We start from the raw sequence: 18279 nt of genomic DNA, 5'->3' as shown, positions 1-18279 counted from the left end.
CTTTAATCGTAATTAGATGGAATTCAACATGCCTACAAACATTGTTGCTGTATATGGAACGCTTCGTGAAGGACTGAACAATCACGAGCTTCTTGCCGAATGTAAACGCATCGGACTAGGTTGGTTGACAGGGTTTCGCATGCACAATTTAGGAGACTTTCCAGCCATTACCTCAACTCACGACGAAAGTGGTCGCATCCGAGTCGAGTGGTATGACGTATCAGACGAAACACTCGCGTCTTTGGATCAACTAGAAGGTTATGACCCAAAGGCGCCAGATAGTTCTTTGTACATTAGAAAGCGCGTTTTCTCTCCTTACGGTAGAGGCTGGATTTATGTCTACAACAAATCTTTAGACCACGCCCCCTATATGGAAGCAGGCGATTGGGAACGATACTCCCGAACTTCTATGCCTCACCAAGGCGCACAATCGGCGTAGACAGTACTTTGGCTGTTTGAGCATTTTGTAATTTGGCGATATTCGTCACACTTGCTTGGACTTGATCTTCATCCGTTAACAAGCCAAAACGCACCACAAAGCGCTTGGATTCACCAGCCGCAATCGTCGGTACCAAACCTAACTCTCGCTGATAAGAACGGTTATAAGCGAAGCTGGTGCCCGGCTCGATGCCCACCACGTAACCTTGCTCCAGTGTGTCCGTATTTTTCCACACGGTAAGCACTGGCAAGGTGTCGGATTGATAACTCACCTCAATACCATAGCTTGCATTTGCATTGTGTAATAACGCATGAGAGAAACCGTCTTCGTCACTCAGCGGACGAACATTAAACACCATTTCGTCAAAGTCTTTAGTTGGTGCAGGCATCTGATTCCAATCGTTCAAACCACCCGCTGCGTAGTCATTAAATGGGGATATTTCTGCAATAGGAACATGCAGCTGAGCGCCCTTCTCAAGAATCGGCTGAGCAAAGTTATTGTGATACATTGCTTGGTATTCGCGCGGGTAACTGCCTTTGTTAGTCAAGGTATCTTCAACCAGCAAATACGGCTCGTCTGGCGTCAGTGATAAGACAGTTTGCAGCTCGAAATTGGTGGACTTGAAACGTTTCTCATCAACCCTACCTCGCAAGGTCACTCGATACGGAGGCACTTGTTCCACTTCTAAAACCACTTCGTCAGCAGGCGTGTTCTGGATACGGCCATGCAAGGTCAAAAACTCATCGCCATCTTGACCTGGGTGACCTGCCCACTGGTAACCACAACGCACTATCATCTCGTTAAAACCATCCAACCAGCCAATGCCGCCAGACGCTTCTTGATTAACAAAGCTTGGATGCACGACTTCTTTGACTGGTGAATCCCAACCAAAGCGAACATCCTTTCCTGTCTTATCTTTTCTGGCCACATCAAGCACCGCCATGCCTCGGGTTGGCACAATACGAACCACAGAATCCCCCACAGTTAACGTGATCAAACGCGAGCCAGTTTGCTTACCGCCCATAAGACACGTCTGCTGTACGTTAATAGGAATGTCTTTCGGTAAACCCATTAATTCGGCAGACAGCGACAGATTTGCTACATCGATATGTTGCTGATTACTAAGAAGAACAAGTTGAAACATGGGCCAAGCTCCAGAAAAATTTCCTCATGCTAGCGCGAGCTAGATAACAAGGCTAGTCATGAAGGTAAAATCTGCTGTTTAAAAGTCCCCCGGCGCACATTGTAGACAAGTCAATCCTAGGTTACGCCAGCCTTGCACCACAGCGTCGCGGTCATCTAATACCAACCAAGGCGTAAAACCATCTTCGTGAATTTTCTCCAATAAGGCTTTTTTAACGTCCTCGTCTGGCAAGGCATCGGCATGTTCAGGACGTAAATAAATACCGTCACACGGAATATTGTGTTTTTGAATCCATTCAAGCGAATGCTGTTTATGGGACTCTGGACGGCCACTACAAATTAAAATATGTTGACCTTGTTGCTTGAGAATATTCACCAAGCGCAGTACGTTTTCGATCACTGGTGCGTGTTTCATATGCTCAAAAAAAGGATCCCAATGTTTTTCTGCACCGAGCACCCAATGGGCGACTTCGGTGTGGTCGAACTCGGCAAGCGTGCCATCTAAATCCACAATTACGGCATTTGGTATCATGTAAAGCTTCCTTTAAAAGGGGTGATTTCCCAGCCATTTTCATCTTGGCTAGGCACAAAAGAAATAGGAGTAACGTTGCCAATTCTTGGGCAATAAGGTGTGCCGTTTATGACCTTGTTTAAGACTCGATAAACGCCAGAGTGAGCGATGATTAGAGGCCACGAATGCTCGCTGAGGATCTCATTCAATGCGCTGAGCACACGTTTTTCAAAGTCTTGCCAAGATTCACCATTAGGCGGCGTCACGTCATAGGGCAATTGCTGTTCTATCGGGCAGCCTTCAAGGTCGCCCCAATTGCGCTCTTTAAGTTGCTCATAAGCCATAACGGGATGTTTTGGCACTGCATGAAAAGCGGTTTCTTGGGTCCGCTGTAACGTACTGGTTGCCACAAGGCTCCAATCAATGGCGCTTAATATTGGCGCCGCCTCTTTGGCTTGCTGAATTCCCGTTGCGCTTAACGGACTGTCAGTAAAACCGCCAATGCGAAACGCCGCGTTGAACTCACTCTGCGCATGGCGAGCAAAGACAAAAGGTTTAGCAAGTAAGGTCATAATCTAACTCTATACAATCTAACTCAATATAAGAATCTGCAGTGACGCTTGGGCCAAGGGCCTGTCGCCACTCATTTAGGTCTTTCATGGTGTGGAAAAGTGGAACGCTAATACGGCAGTCAAGATGATCCACCAACTGCTTTAGATCTTGCTTACGTGGATGCACATTCCAGCGCGCAAAATGCGCTCTGTCTTCGCTCACCCCTTGGCGAGCGTGCTCCGGCAGATGCCCTGTATAAACCGGCAAATATCGCTCTGGTTGTTGCAATAAAACTGCCGCTTCGCCACTCAACCCATCAGGATCACCACATAAAATCACTTTGGCACTGGGATTAAATGGTTGGCTTTTTATGTTTTCCAAGACAGATCGAATCTTGGTACAAACACTGTCTTTTGGTCCAGCCAACACGGTTTCAGGCCTGATGCAATCTTCCCCTAGAGTCCAATCATGGAAGCCGAGCGAAGTTAACCAACAAGCCATTTCTAATGCTCGCCCCGTTTGCGGTACTGGCATCAGCAATGCACGCTCGTCTCTAAGATAATGCAGCAAGGCGTTTTTACATTGCTCTAATGAATTGTCGTACAAACCGTAAGACGCATCGAGCAAAGCAACATTCGCTTGTGGCGGCATCGTAAAAGGATACAAACCGGATTCGAGGCTAAAATCACCGCTGTAAAAGACACCACCCCCAACATCAAGATGCAGCCATATGCCGCCAAAGGAGTGCCCTGCCGAACCGGTTGTCACCTTAATACCAGACACAGTCGTCGTACCACAAATCGGTAAGGTATGAAGGTTCAAATGCGTTGGCAATTGCTGCTGAACGGGTGACGTGGCGTATACCGGAACTTGGCTATCAATGTCGATCAAACCGCCCATGTGATCTTGATGATCATGGGAAATAAAAATCGCATCTAAGTGATCGGGTTGCGTCCAGCCTTTGTCTTCGCCCACTTCTAAGGCACCGCCCGCATCAAGTAAAAAACGAATTGGTTTTGTCTGACTATTCGCTTCGTAGGTCACCAAAATCGCGGCAGCAGTTTTCCTTCCTGCGCCACTTAGAATATCAATACTGACCTTCATGCTTCACGCTCAAGCGACCAAGCTTGCCCAAGACGAATATGATGCTGACTGTCTAGCGCCATCGGCACATCGCTGTACGCGAGTAGCCTCTGACTATCGTTTAGCGTTAACTCTATGTCGTAACGCTCACCACGAAAAATACAACTGTGAACGCTAACCGCAAGTGCTAAATCCTGCGAACTGACAAACTCAATATCTTGAGGTCGAACCAAAACAGAACTGGCAGCTTTGTCCGGCGAATATTGACGAATCAACTCGTGCAAATTGGTACCGCTCACGTATTGCGAAGGCGCCACCGCAGCAACAGACAACACAGAGCCGCGACCAATAAACTTCGCTAGCCAAGTATTTCTTGGTCTTGCATACAGTTCCTGTGGTGTTCCCCATTGCACCAACTGGCCTTTATTCAACACAGCAATTTTATCGGCCAATGACATAGCTTCGGATTGATCGTGGGTGACATAAACAATGGTCGCGCCAGTGCGTTTGTGAAAGGCACGGAAGGTTTCTTCCATCGTCGCTCGTAAATGTCTGTCTAAGTTGGCGAGCGGTTCGTCAAACAGCACCACATCTGGCTCGGTGACCAAACTACGCGCTAACGCCACACGCTGACGTTGACCGCCACTTAGTTGCGCTGGCAAACGATCGGCGAACTCTTCTAACTGAACAATTTCCAGAGCGTCTTGTATGCGCTTATTACGTTCAGCTGTCGGTATTTTTTGTACTTTCAGCGGATAGCCGACATTTTCTTTCACCGTCATATGAGGCCAGAGTGCATAGGATTGAAATACCATGCCGAAGTTTCTTTCCTCTGTTGGCACATGACGCGTCGAACTAGAGAGACAGTCATCGCCATGAATAATCTGGCCACCTGAGACGTTCTCAAACCCTGCCAGCATTCTTAAAATCGTCGATTTACCACAACCGCTTGGCCCAAGTAAGGCAACAAACTCACCCGGTTCAATGGTTAAGTTCAAGCCTTTTACAACTGACGCGCCATGAAAAGATTTTTCAACGCCATCCAATATCAACCGTGCCATGGAATCACTCCTTTAGGTAGACGAGGGGAAAACAGACTCAATAAGCTCATTAACCCTGCGACCAGTAAAACCACCAGCACAGCAATGGCCGAGGCCAAAACACTGTCGCCACTTTCATCGAGGTTAAAAATCAACACACCGAGGGTTTCATTGCCAGCGCTCCACAACAAAGCAGATACCGTCAGTTCATTAATGGAAATCAAAAATACTAATAATCCACCCGCAAAAAAGGCGGGGGCAGTGAGCGGTAAAATGATGTCTATCAGGCGCTGTATCGGCCTTGCGCCTGCTAGTTGAGCAGCTTCTTCTAAAGCAGGATCGAGCTGAGACATGGCACTTAATACCGGCTTCAAACACACGCTCAAAAAACAAGACAAATACGCCAAGAAAATAATGCCTAAAGTGCCGTACAAGCTGACCTCAATAAACGGCAAAGGCTTGGCGAACAACAAAATAAAAGCAATAGCTAAGACGATACCAGGGATGGCATAAGGCACTTCGATCAAGCTGGCGATCACGGCTCTGGTTCGCATTGGTAAACGCATCAACAAATAACCCAGTGGCAAAGACACCAGCATCAAAACGACAGCACTGAAAAAAGCCAAAAACGCGCTGTTTTCGAAGGCTCTAGCCGTAACACCTTGCCGCCCTATCATTTCGTAAAATGCAGAAAAGGTAATGGTATCAGCGTTCAATGGCATGCCAAGAGCAGGTACTAATGAGCTCACAATTAAAGCAAACAGCGGAGCGACCAAGATAAAACACAACACTAGGGCCAGCAGAATTTCGAGGGGCAAACGCCATTGTTTAAGACGAAAAGACAGCGATTGCGCGGTGTGACCCAACAAGGCATAACGACTGCGTTGCTGTAGCCATTGCTGTAACAACATGCCAGCCAATACCAACAATGCAATAATCATCGACAAGCCAGCTACTTGGCTCAGCATATCGTTACCAAACCCTGCCATTTGCTGATAAATCAAGGTAGGTAAAACAATATAGCCTGCTGGAATTCCTAACATCGCAGGAATACCAAAATTCCCCAGAGAAGAAACAAAGGCTAATGCGGCACCTGCAATAATCGCACTGCGACACAAAGGCAGAATGATATCGACCCAAATCCGAAACTGAGAAGCACGAGACAATTGAGCAGCTTCTAATAAATCCTGCGGCAATGAAATAAGCTGTGTACGTAAGGCCAAAAACACTAATGGCGCGCTTTGTATGCCTAACAATAAGGCAATGCCTTCTGCCGAATACATAGGTTGTGGGCTTCCCAACGCTGGCTCTATTCCCAGAGTATTTAAAATTGGGCTCGCAGGTCCAAATAATTGCAACCAGCTCAACGCCGTCACTTGTGGCGGGATCATCATCGGCAACATAAAGCAAAATACCCAAATACCGCGGCCACGAATATTGGTTAACGTCACCACAAAACCAAAGCCGCACCCCAAAACCACCGCGATAAGAGTGCCTAAACCTGAAGTGTAGAAACTATTACGTAAGGCTATCCAAGTTCGTTCACTGCGCAGTACTTCAGCCATTGGTGAAGATGCCGAAAAGGTAGTATGGCTCAAGGCTTCTACCAATAAACGTAGACTTGGTAATACGCTTAATGTTGCGATCAACACGAACAGCCCAATGGACAACCAGCGTAGATGGTTGTCCATTGACGTACTGTCCATAAAACGTCGTTTTATTAACGAAGGTGTCATTTTTCTTAACCTTCAAAGATCTTGCTAAAACGCGCTTTATTCGCCTCATTATCGCGCAATGTTTTTGCTGCATCGAACGGCATCAAGCGAATATCGGTACGTTTTGGAAAGCCTTCTGGCACGCCAATATCACTACGAGCTGGCAAATATCCTTGCTCTAACACCAAACCCTGACCTTTTTTGGATAATAAGAAGTCCACAAAGCGTTTTGCCGCGGCTTTATTCTTAGCTTCCTTCATAATGGCCACAGGTTCAGTGACCATGGACACGCCTGTTTTAGGGAAAATAAACTCTATCGGCGAGCCTTTCGCAGCTTCGCGTATTGCCAAAAAATCCACAATAACGCCGTAAGGTTTCGTTCCCGATGCCACTGCTTTCAGTACACCACCATTGCCGCCTTGTGCCATCACCTGATTGGCATGCAACTGCTCATAATAATTCCAACCTAGTGATTCATCATCGGTTAGCGTCGCAAGATGAATCAAAGCTGCTCCAGAATACAAAGGGCTTGGCATCGCGACTTGGTTTTTATATTCAGGCTTGACGAAATCACTCCAACCCGTTGGATGTTGTGGTGCCTTTTTATGACGAACAATACCTGTAGTAATCAGTTTCGTTCCGTAATAATAGCCATCTTCACTGTACAAACTGTCTTCGTATTGATCGCGATTAGGGCTCATGTAGGAGTACAAATAACCATCCGATACCATGGATTCCATGGTCACGCTGTCGGCAATAAGCAATACATCGGGTTTCACCACGCCAGACGATAACTCAGCACGCAACTTCGTCATTAACTTGGTCGTTCCGTCACGCACCCATTCCACTTTAATATCAGGATTGGCTGCTTCAAATGCATCCACCGTCATTTGTGCATCTTTGTTTGGCTGACTGGTATACAAGGTCAAAACATCTTGAGCTTGTACGGAAAGAGGAAAAGCAAGCGCCGCAGCACATAGCAACAAGGTCTTCTTAACGGTCATGGAGAAACTCTCTTTTTGATAAGTGAGCTGCAACAATACCGACATAATTTGACACTATAGTGACGAAAAAATTTCGTTTAATGCTGGATTACTTTCGTTTCGACAATTTTCACTTATAAAGCCTTATGAAAAGGACTGGATCACTATGAACAAAAGGCACTATGACATCGTGCAATGGGTGAATAAACAAGGACGTCAGACGCTACAAGCTGTTGCCGACGAATTTTCGGTTTCAGTACAAACCGTTCGTTCAGATATTCGGTTATTAGCGGAAAAAGGCTTGGTATTACGCAGCCATGGCGAAGTTATTCCTTTTCCTCATCGAGAAAACATCAGTTTCGATCAACGTCGAATACGCCATGCTGCCGGAAAAAAGCACATTGCCGACCTTTGTATAAGCAAGCTTGCCGACTATCAATCCATCTTTCTTGGAAGTGGTTCAACCGTGGCCGAAGTCGCCAACCAACTTGCACTATTTCAAGGTTTGCAGGTAATGACGACTAATCTTCATGCCGCACGTAATTTATGCGAGCACCCAGACTGTGAACTGACTATTTCAGGCGGGCGCGTCAGAATGCGCGATCAAGACGTTATCGGTGGTGATGCCATGCGATTTTTTCAGCGCTACAGAGCGGACATTGGCATTTTCTCTGTCGCCGCAGCTAATAAACAGGGCCATTTATTTGATTTCACTGATGACGAGGTCATGGCACGAGAAGCCTTGGTTGAACATTGCCATTATCGAGTTTTGGTTATCGACAGCACTAAATTTGATACAGAGTCCCGTTGTTTATGGGGAAAAATGAGCGATTATGATTGCATTATTACAGACCACAAACCTTCCTCGTCTTTACTCAGTATTTTGAGTTATCAAAACATTGAAATACTCTATTAACAATCACAGATCTAATATATAAAATGAAAAATCTTTTTTGGAAAACTAAGATAGGATAAAACCTTTATATGGATTGTATAAAAAATACTCTTGCTCTCAGTCTGTGTATAAGACTATTGTCTTATACACCCTTCCCCGTGTTGTGCAGAATGAGGCTACTATGAAATCACCGTTAAGAATTCGACAGCAAATTAATATTGGTTTAGTGGTCATTCTCTTGCTCGCTCTCGCCAGTATTTATATCGTTATTGAAATAAAGGTAAAACCCGACTTAACCGCAGAACGGCAAAGACAAATTACCGTAAATCAAAAAGGATTAACTGAATTACTCAGTGCCAAGCTAGAGAAAATCCAATTACTTACTAGTACCCTTGCATTAGCAGGCTCTCAGCTTCCTAAAGAAGAAGCGCTTTTCAAAAAGCTATTCCCTAGTATTATTAATAACCATGATGACAAAAGCATAGCGGGTGGTGGTATTTGGCCAGAACCTTCTGCATTTACATCCGGAACAGAGCGACGTAGTTTTTTCTGGGGGCGTGATGGCTCTAAAATGAGTTATCTCGACGATTACAATGATCCTGCTGGGTCGGGTTATCACAACGAGTCTTGGTACACTGTTGGCAAAACGTCTTCACAAAAACTGTGTGCTTGGTCCGAAGCCTACATAGATCCTGTCACCAATATTCCAATGGTAACCTGTACCATACCAATGAAAGAAAACAATCAATTTACCGGTGTCACTACGGTCGATATGATGCTCGATGGCGTTACCAAATCTCTTGAACAATATGGTACTGAAAACCAAGGTTATGTCTTCGCCATTGACCAAACAGGCCAAGTATTAAGCTTTCCAAAAGGGGAAGCTAATATAGTAAAAAGCGATGGCAGTATGCTTACGGCAACAGAGCTTGGCAATCAGCTTCCATGGTTAAAGCCTGCGTTGAAAAAAGTAGAGGGTAAAGAGCAAGTTATCTCGCTTGATCACGATGCTATTTTAGATGGTGCAGCCTATGTGGATTTAATCAAACACCCACAAACAGGCTGGACTATAGGCTTAGTCGTACCAAAAGAAAGAATGACGGAAATCGCTCAAAGCATGGGCTTATTCTTGATGATTGTCATTGGGGCTTTGCTCATCATTGTTAGCATCATCGCTATTTCTTTCTTCCGTAGTTTACTTAGTCAGATCACCCAAACAACGCAACAAATTCAAGAGCTGGCTGATGGCGGCAGCACCCAAGAACTGGAAGTGGGTAAATTGAATGAATTAGGTGATTTACGCCAGGCTGTGAATGCTTATGGCGACAAACTGAAGAAATTGCTCGAACAAATCCACATAGAATCTGCCAACCTTGTAAAAGATGCAGGTCGTTTAAGCGTATTCAGTAATGACTTCTTAAATAAGGCAAACAGTCTAAGTGATGAAAACACTACCTTAGCGGCGGCAACAGAAGAATTGGGAGCGACCTCTCATGACGTTGCCATGTACGCTAACGAAACCAGAGAAACCGTTGAACGCATTCATAAAGACGTACGCAGCAGTGGCGATAAAATGAATACCGTCATCGAAACGATGCGCTCTCTTACCAGTGCTATGAGCCAAGCACAAACCAATATTCTCAAGCTGGATGAAGACAGTCGTCGTGCGAATGGTATGTTAGGTGTGATTCGTGACATTGCTGAGCAAACTAACCTACTTGCACTCAACGCGGCGATTGAGGCAGCTCGAGCTGGGGAAACAGGTCGAGGCTTTGCGGTAGTGGCCGATGAAGTTCGTAACCTTGCCGCGAAGAGTGAAAGCTCTGCGGTGGAAATTGAGCAAGTTCTTGGCCGATTGCAGGTTGCGTCGAAAGAATCCGTTAGCTCTATGGAACTGGGGCACAGCGAAACTGAACGTGCCGTGTCAACTGCAGAGTCGACAGCGAATCACTTACAACAAGTGGTGAGCGCTTTCTCTCAGATCACAGATCAAGCAACGCAAATCTCGGTGGCCGCTGGCGAACAGCAAAAAGTGTCACAGGACTTGAGCCAGTTTGTCTCTCGCTTGCAAGAGTTAACTGGCAGTAACGCCAGCGACTCTAGTCAGCTTAGTCGCATGAGTAAAGAGATCGACGCCATTGCGAATCGACTCAATGCGTTGAAATAGATATATAAAATACAGTAGAACGACAAATCCCACGTTGAGAGATCAGCGTGGGATTTTATTTTATTAAAGCCATCGCCAGTATTTTGCAACTAAACCATGAATACGACGTCCGTATGGCGGCCTTAACAAGCCAAGAACATTCGGCCCACGTTTATGTAATACCGATTTGCTATGGGAAAAGGTACGAAAGCCTTCTTCAGCATGATAAGCGCCCATGCCCGATGCGCCAATGCCTCCAAAGGGTAAATCCGCTTGCGCTACTTGCACTAGGGTATGGTTGATCACCAAGCTACCACTGGCAATATTTTCCTCGCATCGCTTTTGATCTTCATTGTGTTGCGTAAACAAGTACATAGATAACGGCCGAGGTCGTTGCTGGATATAAGACAGGGCGTCGGACGGATCGGTGTAAGTTAAAATGGGCAGCAAAGGCCCAAAGATCTCATCCTGCATCACACTCAAGCAATCATCAGGTTGATGCAGCACATGCAACGCCAGCTTACCATCACTCTCCTCTGGCCCTTGGGGCATTAGATTGTCACACACGACTCCAGCGGCTCTGGCTTCGTCTAAATAGACTTTCAGGCGGTCTAATTGGCGAGTATTAATCAAACTCGTATAATCAGGGCTCAACACACCTTCTGGATAATAAGTTGCGAGCTCCTGTTTGATATAATCGATTAAGGTCTGCTTTTGCTCGGCATGACACATAACGTAATCAGGCGCGACACAGGTTTGTCCTGCGTTGAGCATTTTTCCAAAGACCAGCTTCTTAGCCGTATCACGCAAATCCGCTGATAGTGCGACCAGCAACGGAGATTTTCCGCCCAACTCTAAAGTCACTGGCGTTAAATGCTCGGCCGCGTTACGCATAATGATATGGCCAACGGACGTCGAGCCAGTAAATAATATGTGATCAAAAGGTTGCTTACTAAACTCATTAGCAATATCGGCCTCGCCTTCTATCACTTCCACCCAATCGCCTCCTAACGCCTGAGTTACGACATCGCGTAACACTCGATTGGTTTCAGGGCAGAACTCAGACAACTTCATCATCACTCGATTACCAGCGGCTAACGCCCCCACCAAAGGCCCTAGGGACAGCAACACAGGGTAATTCCAAGGTGAGATGATACCTATCACACCTTTTGGCTGATAGAACACCTGAGCACTGGCAGGTAAGGTGCTGATGTGAACATGACGTTTGGACGGTTTCATCCATTTAGCAAGGTAACGCTTTGCGTGTTTTATTTCCCCAAGCAAAGGAACAAGTTCAATCAACCGAGACTCTTCATGGGCACGTGTCCCAAAATCTTTTCGTAATGCCTCTAATAAAACGGTTTCATGATCCATTAATGAGGCTTGCAGACGAATAAGAACTTGTCGGCGCTCTTGGGCAGAGGGAAAGGCATTTTGCTGAGTCACCTTTTTCAGACGAGAAAAAGCCGAGTGAATATCATCTTTCGAAGAAAAAGTAGAAGAAACTATATTCATATGGGCCTCACAGCTCGTTATTATTTTGTGATCAAACGCCGTAGATTAACTACACTATCTAATGACTCATTATTAATGCAAGGAGCAAATCATGGCTACTATTTTATGTTACGGGGATTCTCTTACTTGGGGGCGGATACCTAATGGTGGACGTTACCCAAAACATCTATGTTGGCCGACCTTGTTGAACGACTTATTAGGCCACCAGCACCAAGTGATTAATTTTGGTTTACAGGGACGAACCACCATCTGGAATGACCCTTTCTTAGAAGGTCGCAATGGTCTGTCATACCTTCAAGCCGCCTTAGAAACCTTTGGCCCTGTCGATATTTTGATCCTGATGTTAGGCACTAATGATTTGAAGCGACATTTCCATGTTGGTGCCTATGAGGCCGCAAAAGGCGTCGAGAAACTGATCGAAAAGTCAAGAATGCCGAATGACAATGGTTTTCCTGCGCCAACCCTTGTCATAGTCGCTCCGCCAAATATTTTATCCCCAACGGGCTCTGTTGCTGAAAGTTTTGACGGAGCCATTGAAAAATCACAACATTTTCATCAGTACTACCAAGATATTGCCTCTAAGAACCAATGTATTTTTCTCAACGCGGCTGGGGTTTTACAACCCAGTGAAGTCGATGGGGTTCATTTAGACACGCAAGGAAATGAACACTTAGCAAACGCCATCTACCCTTTAATCAAAGATCGCATTTAGGTTTAAGCCATTGTTTTAAATTGATTTTTTAAATATCACCACACAAAACCAGCGTCTTGATTAAAAACAAACCAATCTGAAGGAACTAGATGCATTAAGACGCTTTTTCAGCATTTTGTTATTTATAGGCCTTGACAAAAGAGGTAATTCCTACAAGAGCAAAAGGAAAGAATGAAAATCGTATAAAATATGCACGATTATTCGCCAATAGGCGCTTTTTTACGAAATAATCGGTCGCTGTGTTTTTCTTACACAAAGTTATCCACAGGGTGGGTGAAAAATACGCAGAATCGAAATAAAGCAAAAAATGTAGTAGAAAGGCCGATATCTGACTCTTTTTCACTATCTGTATGCCTGATTTCCCTCTTTTTTGTACCTCGTAATTAACCGACAAATGCGTATGATTTATAGCAACTTGAACAAACGCAGTAAGGAGAAACGCAATGAAAGTAAGCTTCATCGGACTTGGAACCATGGGCTACCCAATGGCAGGACATGTAAGTAAAGCAGGTCATGCTGTTGTGGTCTTCAACCGGTCGACTCAAAAAGCTCAAAACTGGTGTGAGGAATACACAGGCACTTTCGCAACAACGCCTGCCATTGCCGCCCAAGATGCTGATATTGTCTTAACTTGCGTCGGCAATGACGATGATTTGCGCGCTATTTACTTAGGCCCTGAAGGCGTATTCCAACAAGCCAAAGTGGGCACGCTTTTTATTGATCACACAACCGCTTCAGCTGAAGTGGCTAAAGAACTTCATCAAACAGCGCAAGAACGTGGTTTCCACTTTATGGATGCGCCCGTTTCTGGTGGCCAAGCAGGTGCCGTAAACGGTGTATTAACCGTGATGATAGGTGGTTCGCAAAGCGATTTGGATAAAGCTCAGTCTGTATTAGATTGCTACGCAAAAGCCACCAGCTTAATGGGTCCTGTCGGTAACGGTCAGATTGCAAAAATGGTAAACCAGATTCTCATCGGTGGTGTATTGTCCGGTTTGTCTGAAGGGATTCGTTTCGCCCAACAGGCTGGTTTAGATATCGCTTCATTGGTCGACACCTTAAAATATGGCGCGGCTGGCTCATGGCAATTAGAAAACCGCGGTGAAACCATGGCGAAAAATGAGTTTGATTTCGGCTTTGCCATTGAATGGATGCATAAAGATCTAGGTCTGTGCCTAGCTCAAGCGGAAAAAATGGGCATCAAGATTCCATTAACTCAGGCGGTTGATCAGGATTACCAAGCGCTCATCGCCGAAGGTCGTGGTCGCCAAGATACTTCAGTCCTAATAAAAGCCCTCGATAAAAAGTAACCCATCCCAACCTCCCTCTTAGCAGGGGGAGGAGCTTGTGCTATTCCCCTCCACACTCCCTCTTATTTTCAAGGGGAGCATTAAGAAGGGGGGTTCTCTTTTTAACCATACAAAAACTCGCTAAAAACCCTCTTTCAATCTCTCTTTTTTCAATTTTTCGCATGCTTGTGAAAATAAATAACCCCTTTTCTTCCCTATTCCTTACGTAGCAATTTATCTGTAAAGCCTTTGTTATCAAGACTTCCGCTGCTTTATAGGAATTTTGTATTCATTACACGCATAGGACATATCGTTATTTCGATTGGTTATTTAAATTGGCTTGAGTAATCTTCAAAGACGCTGTTTTTGATGCTTCTGTTTATTCAGGATCATTATTTATAGCTAAAGGGGGCTCAGGGACGAGGCAGAGCAACCCCATTCGAACTAGGAGTTTGGATGGGGTTTGTTTTTAAAACTGTAAAAGACTCGAACTAAAAAGATGGCTCTTAACCTACCCAAGATAATCACAAAAGTAACGAATACCTTGATTCGACTTCCCACGTGTTAAACACGAATATAATTATGCTAATGGAGAGTTACAATGAAAAAAGGGTTAGCTAAACTGACGCTTGCACTCATGGCCGCTGGAGCAATTGGCACATCCGCTCACGCAGCATCCACACTAGTTTATTGTTCAGAAGGTAGCCCTGAGGGCTTTAACCCAGCGTTCTATACTGCTGGTACAACTTTTGATGCGACATCAAAAAACATGTTCAACCGTTTAGTCGAATTCAAACTTGGAACGACTGAAACAGAGCCAGGCTTAGCAACAAGCTATGATGTATCAAGCGATGGTCTTGAATACACTTTCCATTTACGCAAAGGCGTGAAGTTCCATTCTTCAAAAGACTTCAAGCCAACACGTGACTTTAACGCTGACGATGTAATTTTCACTTTCGATCGTCAAGGCAACAAAGAAAACCCTTACCACACAGTGTCCGGCGGCTCTTACGAGTACTTCACTGGCATGGGTATGGATACTTTGATTAAAGAAATGGTAAAAATCGACGACTACACCGTTAAGTTCGTTTTGACGAAACCAGAAGCGCCTTTCATTGCTAACCTTGCAATGGACTTCGCGTCTATTTTCTCTAAGGAACAAGCCGATTTCTACATGAAAAAAGGCACACCTGAAAAGCTAGATATTGATCCAGTTGCAACAGGTCCTTTCCAAAAAGTTCAGTACCAAAAAGATTCTTTGATCCGCTACACAGCGTTTGAAGACTACTGGAAAGGCAAAGCAAAAGTTGATCGTCTTGTTTTCTCTATCACACCAGATGCCTCTGTTCGTTACGCGAAATTGAAAGCGGGCGAATGTGATATTATGCCGTACCCAAACCCTGCAGATCTTAAGCAAATGGAAGCGGATCCAAACATCAACCTAATGAACCAGGAAGGTTTGAACGTTGGTTACTTGGCATTTAATACACAGAAAAAACCGTTCACGGATCCTCGTGTTCGCCAAGCCCTAAACTTAGCAACGGATAAGAGCGCTATCATTGATGCGGTTTTCCAAGGCGCAGGTAAAGTCGCTAAGAACCCTATTCCACCAACCATGTGGTCTTACAACAAAGACATCGTTGATTACCCGTATGATCCTGTAAAAGCGAAGAAATTACTTGCTGAAGCAGGTTATCCAGATGGTTTCTCAACCAACATCTGGGCAATGCCTGTACAACGTCCATACAACCCAAATGCACGTCGTATGGCTGAAATCATGCAAGAAGACTGGTCTAAAGTTGGCGTAAAAGCGGAAATCGTTTCCTACGAATGGGGTGAGTACTTAAACCGCTCTAAAAAAGGTGAACACGATACCGTATTGCTAGGTTGGACTGGTGATAATGGTGACCCAGATAACTTCCTATACGTATTGCTAGGTTGTGACGGCGTTGGCGGCTCTAACCGTGCACAGTGGTGTAACGAAGAGTTCAACGACTTACTTCTAAGTGCAAAACAAACATCTGACAAAGCAGAGCGAACTAAGTTGTACGAAGAGTCTCAAGTTGTTTTCAAACGTGAAGCTCCTTGGATCACAGTTGCTCACTCAGTTGTTTACGAGCCAATCCGTAAAGAAGTGAAAGGTTACAAAATTGACCCACTTGGTGGTCATTACTTCTACAACGTCAGCAAGTAATCAACGTTTAGAAATACGGTCTTCGGACTAAACAAAACATCTGTTCGCTGGGACGCGAGCAGATGTTTTGCTGACCGAGCAAAATACTCGGTCGCATAACATCCCAAGAGAGCCTGTCCTTTATGTTCCAATTTATTTTCCGTCGCTTAAGCCTTGTTATTCCGACCTTCCTCGGGATTACATTGCTGACTTTTACCCTTATTCGCTTAATTCCCGGTGATCCAATCGAAGTCATGGCTGGTGAACGCGGTGTGAGCGCAGAGCGCCACGCTGAGTTGAGTGCCCAGTTAGGATTTGATCAGCCTTTGTACATGCAGTATTACAACTATGTCACTGGCGTTTTACAGGGAGACCTAGGCAACTCCCTCATTACCAGAGAACCGGTAATGAAAGAATTCCTCACACTTTTCCCGGCCACGATTGAACTGGCTTTTTGTGCGGCTATTTTTGCAATTCTAATCGGTTTGCCCGCGGGTATTTTTGCTGCGGTAAAACGAGGAACCGTGATAGACCATTCGGTGATGACGTTTTCTCTCACCGGTTATTCCATGCCCATATTTTGGTGGGCGCTACTATTGATGTTGGTATTTTCCGTTAATCTGGGTTGGACACCCGTCTCTGGACGGATCGACGTGGTGTACTGGATAGACGACGTTACCGGCTTCATGCTGATTGACTCATTATTGTCCGGTGAAGAAGGCGCGTTTTCTTCCGCGGTTTCGCACCTGATCTTGCCAAGTATTGTTCTCGGCACCATCCCTATGGCGGTTATTGCCCGTATGACGCGCTCTTCTATGCTGGAAGTATTAAGCGAAGATTACATTCGTACCGCTCGCGCGAAAGGTATTGCACCTTGGCGAGTCATCGTAATTCATGCGCTACGTAACGCCTTGATCCCAGTAATTACCGTTATCGGTCTGCAAGTGGGTATTTTGTTATCCGGCGCCATTTTGACCGAAACCGTGTTTGCTTGGCCGGGCATTGGTAAATGGTTAATCGAGTCTATCGGACGCCGTGATTACCCCGTTGTACAAGGCGGTATTTTGATTGTCGCTTGTATCATCATTGTCGTGAATCTCTTGGTGGATATCACTTACGGCATTGTTAACCCACGAATTCGACACAGCCGATAAGGAGGCGTTTATGACAACATCTACAAAAACGTCCACGACAGACATTCCATTGACTGCGCCAGTACCAATGACGCCATTACAAGAGTTTTGGCACTATTTTAGCAGCAACAAAGGCGCTGTAGCCGGTTTAGTCGTTATTGCGATTATTTGCTTTATGGCAGTCTTTGCTAACTTTGTTGCGCCGCATTCCCCATCTGACCAATACCGCGATGCGCTGTTATTGCCACCAGCATGGCTAGACGGCGGCAACTGGTCTTTTGTATTAGGAACAGATGATGTGGGCCGAGATATCTTATCTCGCTTGATCTATGGCTCACGCCTTTCTATTGCTGTTGGCCTCGTCGCGGTTACCGCGTCTTTGATCATGGGTATTTTACTGGGTCTGATTGCAGGCTATTTTAAAGGCATGATAGATACAGCCATCATGCGTATCGTCGACATCATGTTGGCGATGCCAAGCTTGTTGTTGGCGATTGCGATCGTTGCCATCTTAGGACCAAGCATAGTGAATGCTGCCTTGGCGATTTCCATTGTCTCACTACCGCATTATGTGCGTTTGACCCGTGCAGCGACCATGGCAGAAATGTCCCGAGATTATGTGACGTCTTCACGCGTAATCGGTGCTAGCCCGCTGCGTTTGATGTTTGTATGCATTTTGCCAAACTGCTTAGCGCCATTGATCGTGCAAGCAACGTTAGGCTTCTCCAGCGCCATTCTTGATATGGCAGCCCTTGGCTTTCTTGGCCTTGGCGCACAACCACCAACTCCTGAATGGGGTTCTATGTTGGCCGATGCGTTGCAGTTTGTTCAGCGCGCGTGGTGGGTGGTTACTTTCCCCGGTTTGATGATTTTGATCACAGTACTGGCGTTTAACCTCATGGGCGATGGCTTGCGTGATGCCCTTGATCCCAAGTTGAAACAGTAAGAGA

At 45.5% G+C, this 18279-nt stretch carries 16 protein-coding genes; 8 read left to right on the top strand and 8 right to left on the bottom strand.

The window, feature by feature from the left end; genetic code table 11:
- The first annotated feature begins 28 nt into the window (after window positions 1-28).
- A complete protein-coding gene (locus tag AC2A4J_RS01440) occupies window positions 29-439 on the top strand; it encodes a gamma-glutamylcyclotransferase family protein (RefSeq protein WP_484174611.1) in 411 nt (136 codons plus the stop codon).
- Here AC2A4J_RS01440 and AC2A4J_RS01435 read toward each other — a convergent pair.
- The 7 genes from AC2A4J_RS01435 to AC2A4J_RS01405 form a co-directional block, all read right to left on the bottom strand.
- Entirely contained in the window at window positions 408-1583 is a 1176-nt protein-coding gene (locus AC2A4J_RS01435) for an aldose 1-epimerase family protein (protein ID WP_484174610.1), read from the bottom strand. The genes AC2A4J_RS01440 and AC2A4J_RS01435 overlap by 32 nt on opposite strands.
- Before the next feature lie 78 nt (window positions 1584-1661).
- Window positions 1662-2114, bottom strand: a complete 453-nt coding sequence (locus AC2A4J_RS01430; RefSeq protein ID WP_484174609.1) for a phosphatase domain-containing protein — start codon at window positions 2112-2114, stop codon at window positions 1662-1664.
- Window positions 2111-2665: a histidine phosphatase family protein gene (locus AC2A4J_RS01425; RefSeq protein WP_484174608.1), complete on the bottom strand. Its 555-nt coding sequence runs from the start codon at window positions 2663-2665 to the stop codon at window positions 2111-2113. The genes AC2A4J_RS01430 and AC2A4J_RS01425 overlap by 4 nt, the downstream gene beginning before the upstream one ends.
- Window positions 2649-3749 (bottom strand): MBL fold metallo-hydrolase, encoded by a 1101-nt coding sequence (locus tag AC2A4J_RS01420; RefSeq protein WP_484174607.1) that lies wholly within the window; start codon window positions 3747-3749, stop codon window positions 2649-2651. The genes AC2A4J_RS01425 and AC2A4J_RS01420 overlap by 17 nt, the downstream gene beginning before the upstream one ends.
- Entirely contained in the window at window positions 3746-4789 is a 1044-nt protein-coding gene (locus AC2A4J_RS01415; RefSeq protein WP_484174606.1) for an ABC transporter ATP-binding protein, read from the bottom strand. The genes AC2A4J_RS01420 and AC2A4J_RS01415 overlap by 4 nt, the downstream gene beginning before the upstream one ends.
- The gene (locus tag AC2A4J_RS01410; RefSeq protein ID WP_484174605.1) at window positions 4777-6504 is read right to left on the bottom strand and encodes an ABC transporter permease; all 1728 of its coding nucleotides are present in this window, start codon (window positions 6502-6504) and stop codon (window positions 4777-4779) included. The genes AC2A4J_RS01415 and AC2A4J_RS01410 overlap by 13 nt, the downstream gene beginning before the upstream one ends.
- Before the next feature lie 5 nt (window positions 6505-6509).
- Entirely contained in the window at window positions 6510-7487 is a 978-nt protein-coding gene (locus AC2A4J_RS01405; RefSeq protein ID WP_484174604.1) for an ABC transporter substrate-binding protein, read from the bottom strand.
- Between the two features lie 145 nt (window positions 7488-7632).
- Here AC2A4J_RS01405 and AC2A4J_RS01400 point away from each other — a divergent pair, with 145 nt between their 5' ends.
- Both AC2A4J_RS01400 and AC2A4J_RS01395 read left to right on the top strand, forming a co-directional pair.
- Entirely contained in the window at window positions 7633-8382 is a 750-nt protein-coding gene (locus AC2A4J_RS01400; protein WP_255827397.1) for a DeoR/GlpR family DNA-binding transcription regulator, read from the top strand.
- A 160-nt stretch (window positions 8383-8542) separates the two neighbouring features.
- Window positions 8543-10528, top strand: a complete 1986-nt coding sequence (locus AC2A4J_RS01395; RefSeq protein WP_484174603.1) for a methyl-accepting chemotaxis protein — start codon at window positions 8543-8545, stop codon at window positions 10526-10528.
- 63 nt (window positions 10529-10591) lie between these two features.
- Here AC2A4J_RS01395 and AC2A4J_RS01390 read toward each other — a convergent pair whose 3' ends face one another.
- Window positions 10592-12022, bottom strand: a complete 1431-nt coding sequence (locus tag AC2A4J_RS01390; RefSeq protein WP_484174602.1) for a coniferyl aldehyde dehydrogenase — start codon at window positions 12020-12022, stop codon at window positions 10592-10594.
- Between the two features lie 91 nt (window positions 12023-12113).
- On the opposite strand from AC2A4J_RS01390, the gene AC2A4J_RS01385 reads away from it, so the two are divergent.
- The 5 genes from AC2A4J_RS01385 (at window position 12114) to dppC (ending at window position 18275) form a co-directional block, all read left to right on the top strand.
- Window positions 12114-12734, top strand: a complete 621-nt coding sequence (locus tag AC2A4J_RS01385) for an SGNH/GDSL hydrolase family protein (protein ID WP_484174601.1) — start codon at window positions 12114-12116, stop codon at window positions 12732-12734.
- Between the two features lie 443 nt (window positions 12735-13177).
- Entirely contained in the window at window positions 13178-14044 is an 867-nt protein-coding gene (locus AC2A4J_RS01380) for an NAD(P)-dependent oxidoreductase (RefSeq protein ID WP_484174600.1), read from the top strand.
- 580 nt (window positions 14045-14624) lie between these two features.
- A complete protein-coding gene (locus AC2A4J_RS01375; protein ID WP_484174599.1) occupies window positions 14625-16217 on the top strand; it encodes an ABC transporter substrate-binding protein in 1593 nt (530 codons plus the stop codon).
- Between the two features lie 122 nt (window positions 16218-16339).
- Window positions 16340-17350 carry an ABC transporter permease subunit gene (locus tag AC2A4J_RS01370; protein WP_114410582.1) on the top strand — a complete coding sequence of 337 codons (1011 nt, stop codon included), beginning with the start codon at window positions 16340-16342 and terminating at the stop codon, window positions 17348-17350.
- Window positions 17351-17360: 10 nt separating this feature from the next.
- Entirely contained in the window at window positions 17361-18275 is a 915-nt protein-coding gene (dppC, locus tag AC2A4J_RS01365) for a dipeptide ABC transporter permease DppC (RefSeq protein ID WP_441805594.1), read from the top strand.
- Window positions 18276-18279 lie beyond the last annotated feature (4 nt).

This window comes from Marinomonas sp. ATLA20, from assembly GCF_057180105.1.
The sequence above is the reverse complement of the archived record's forward strand: the minus strand, read 5'-3'. Positions and strand labels throughout refer to the sequence as shown.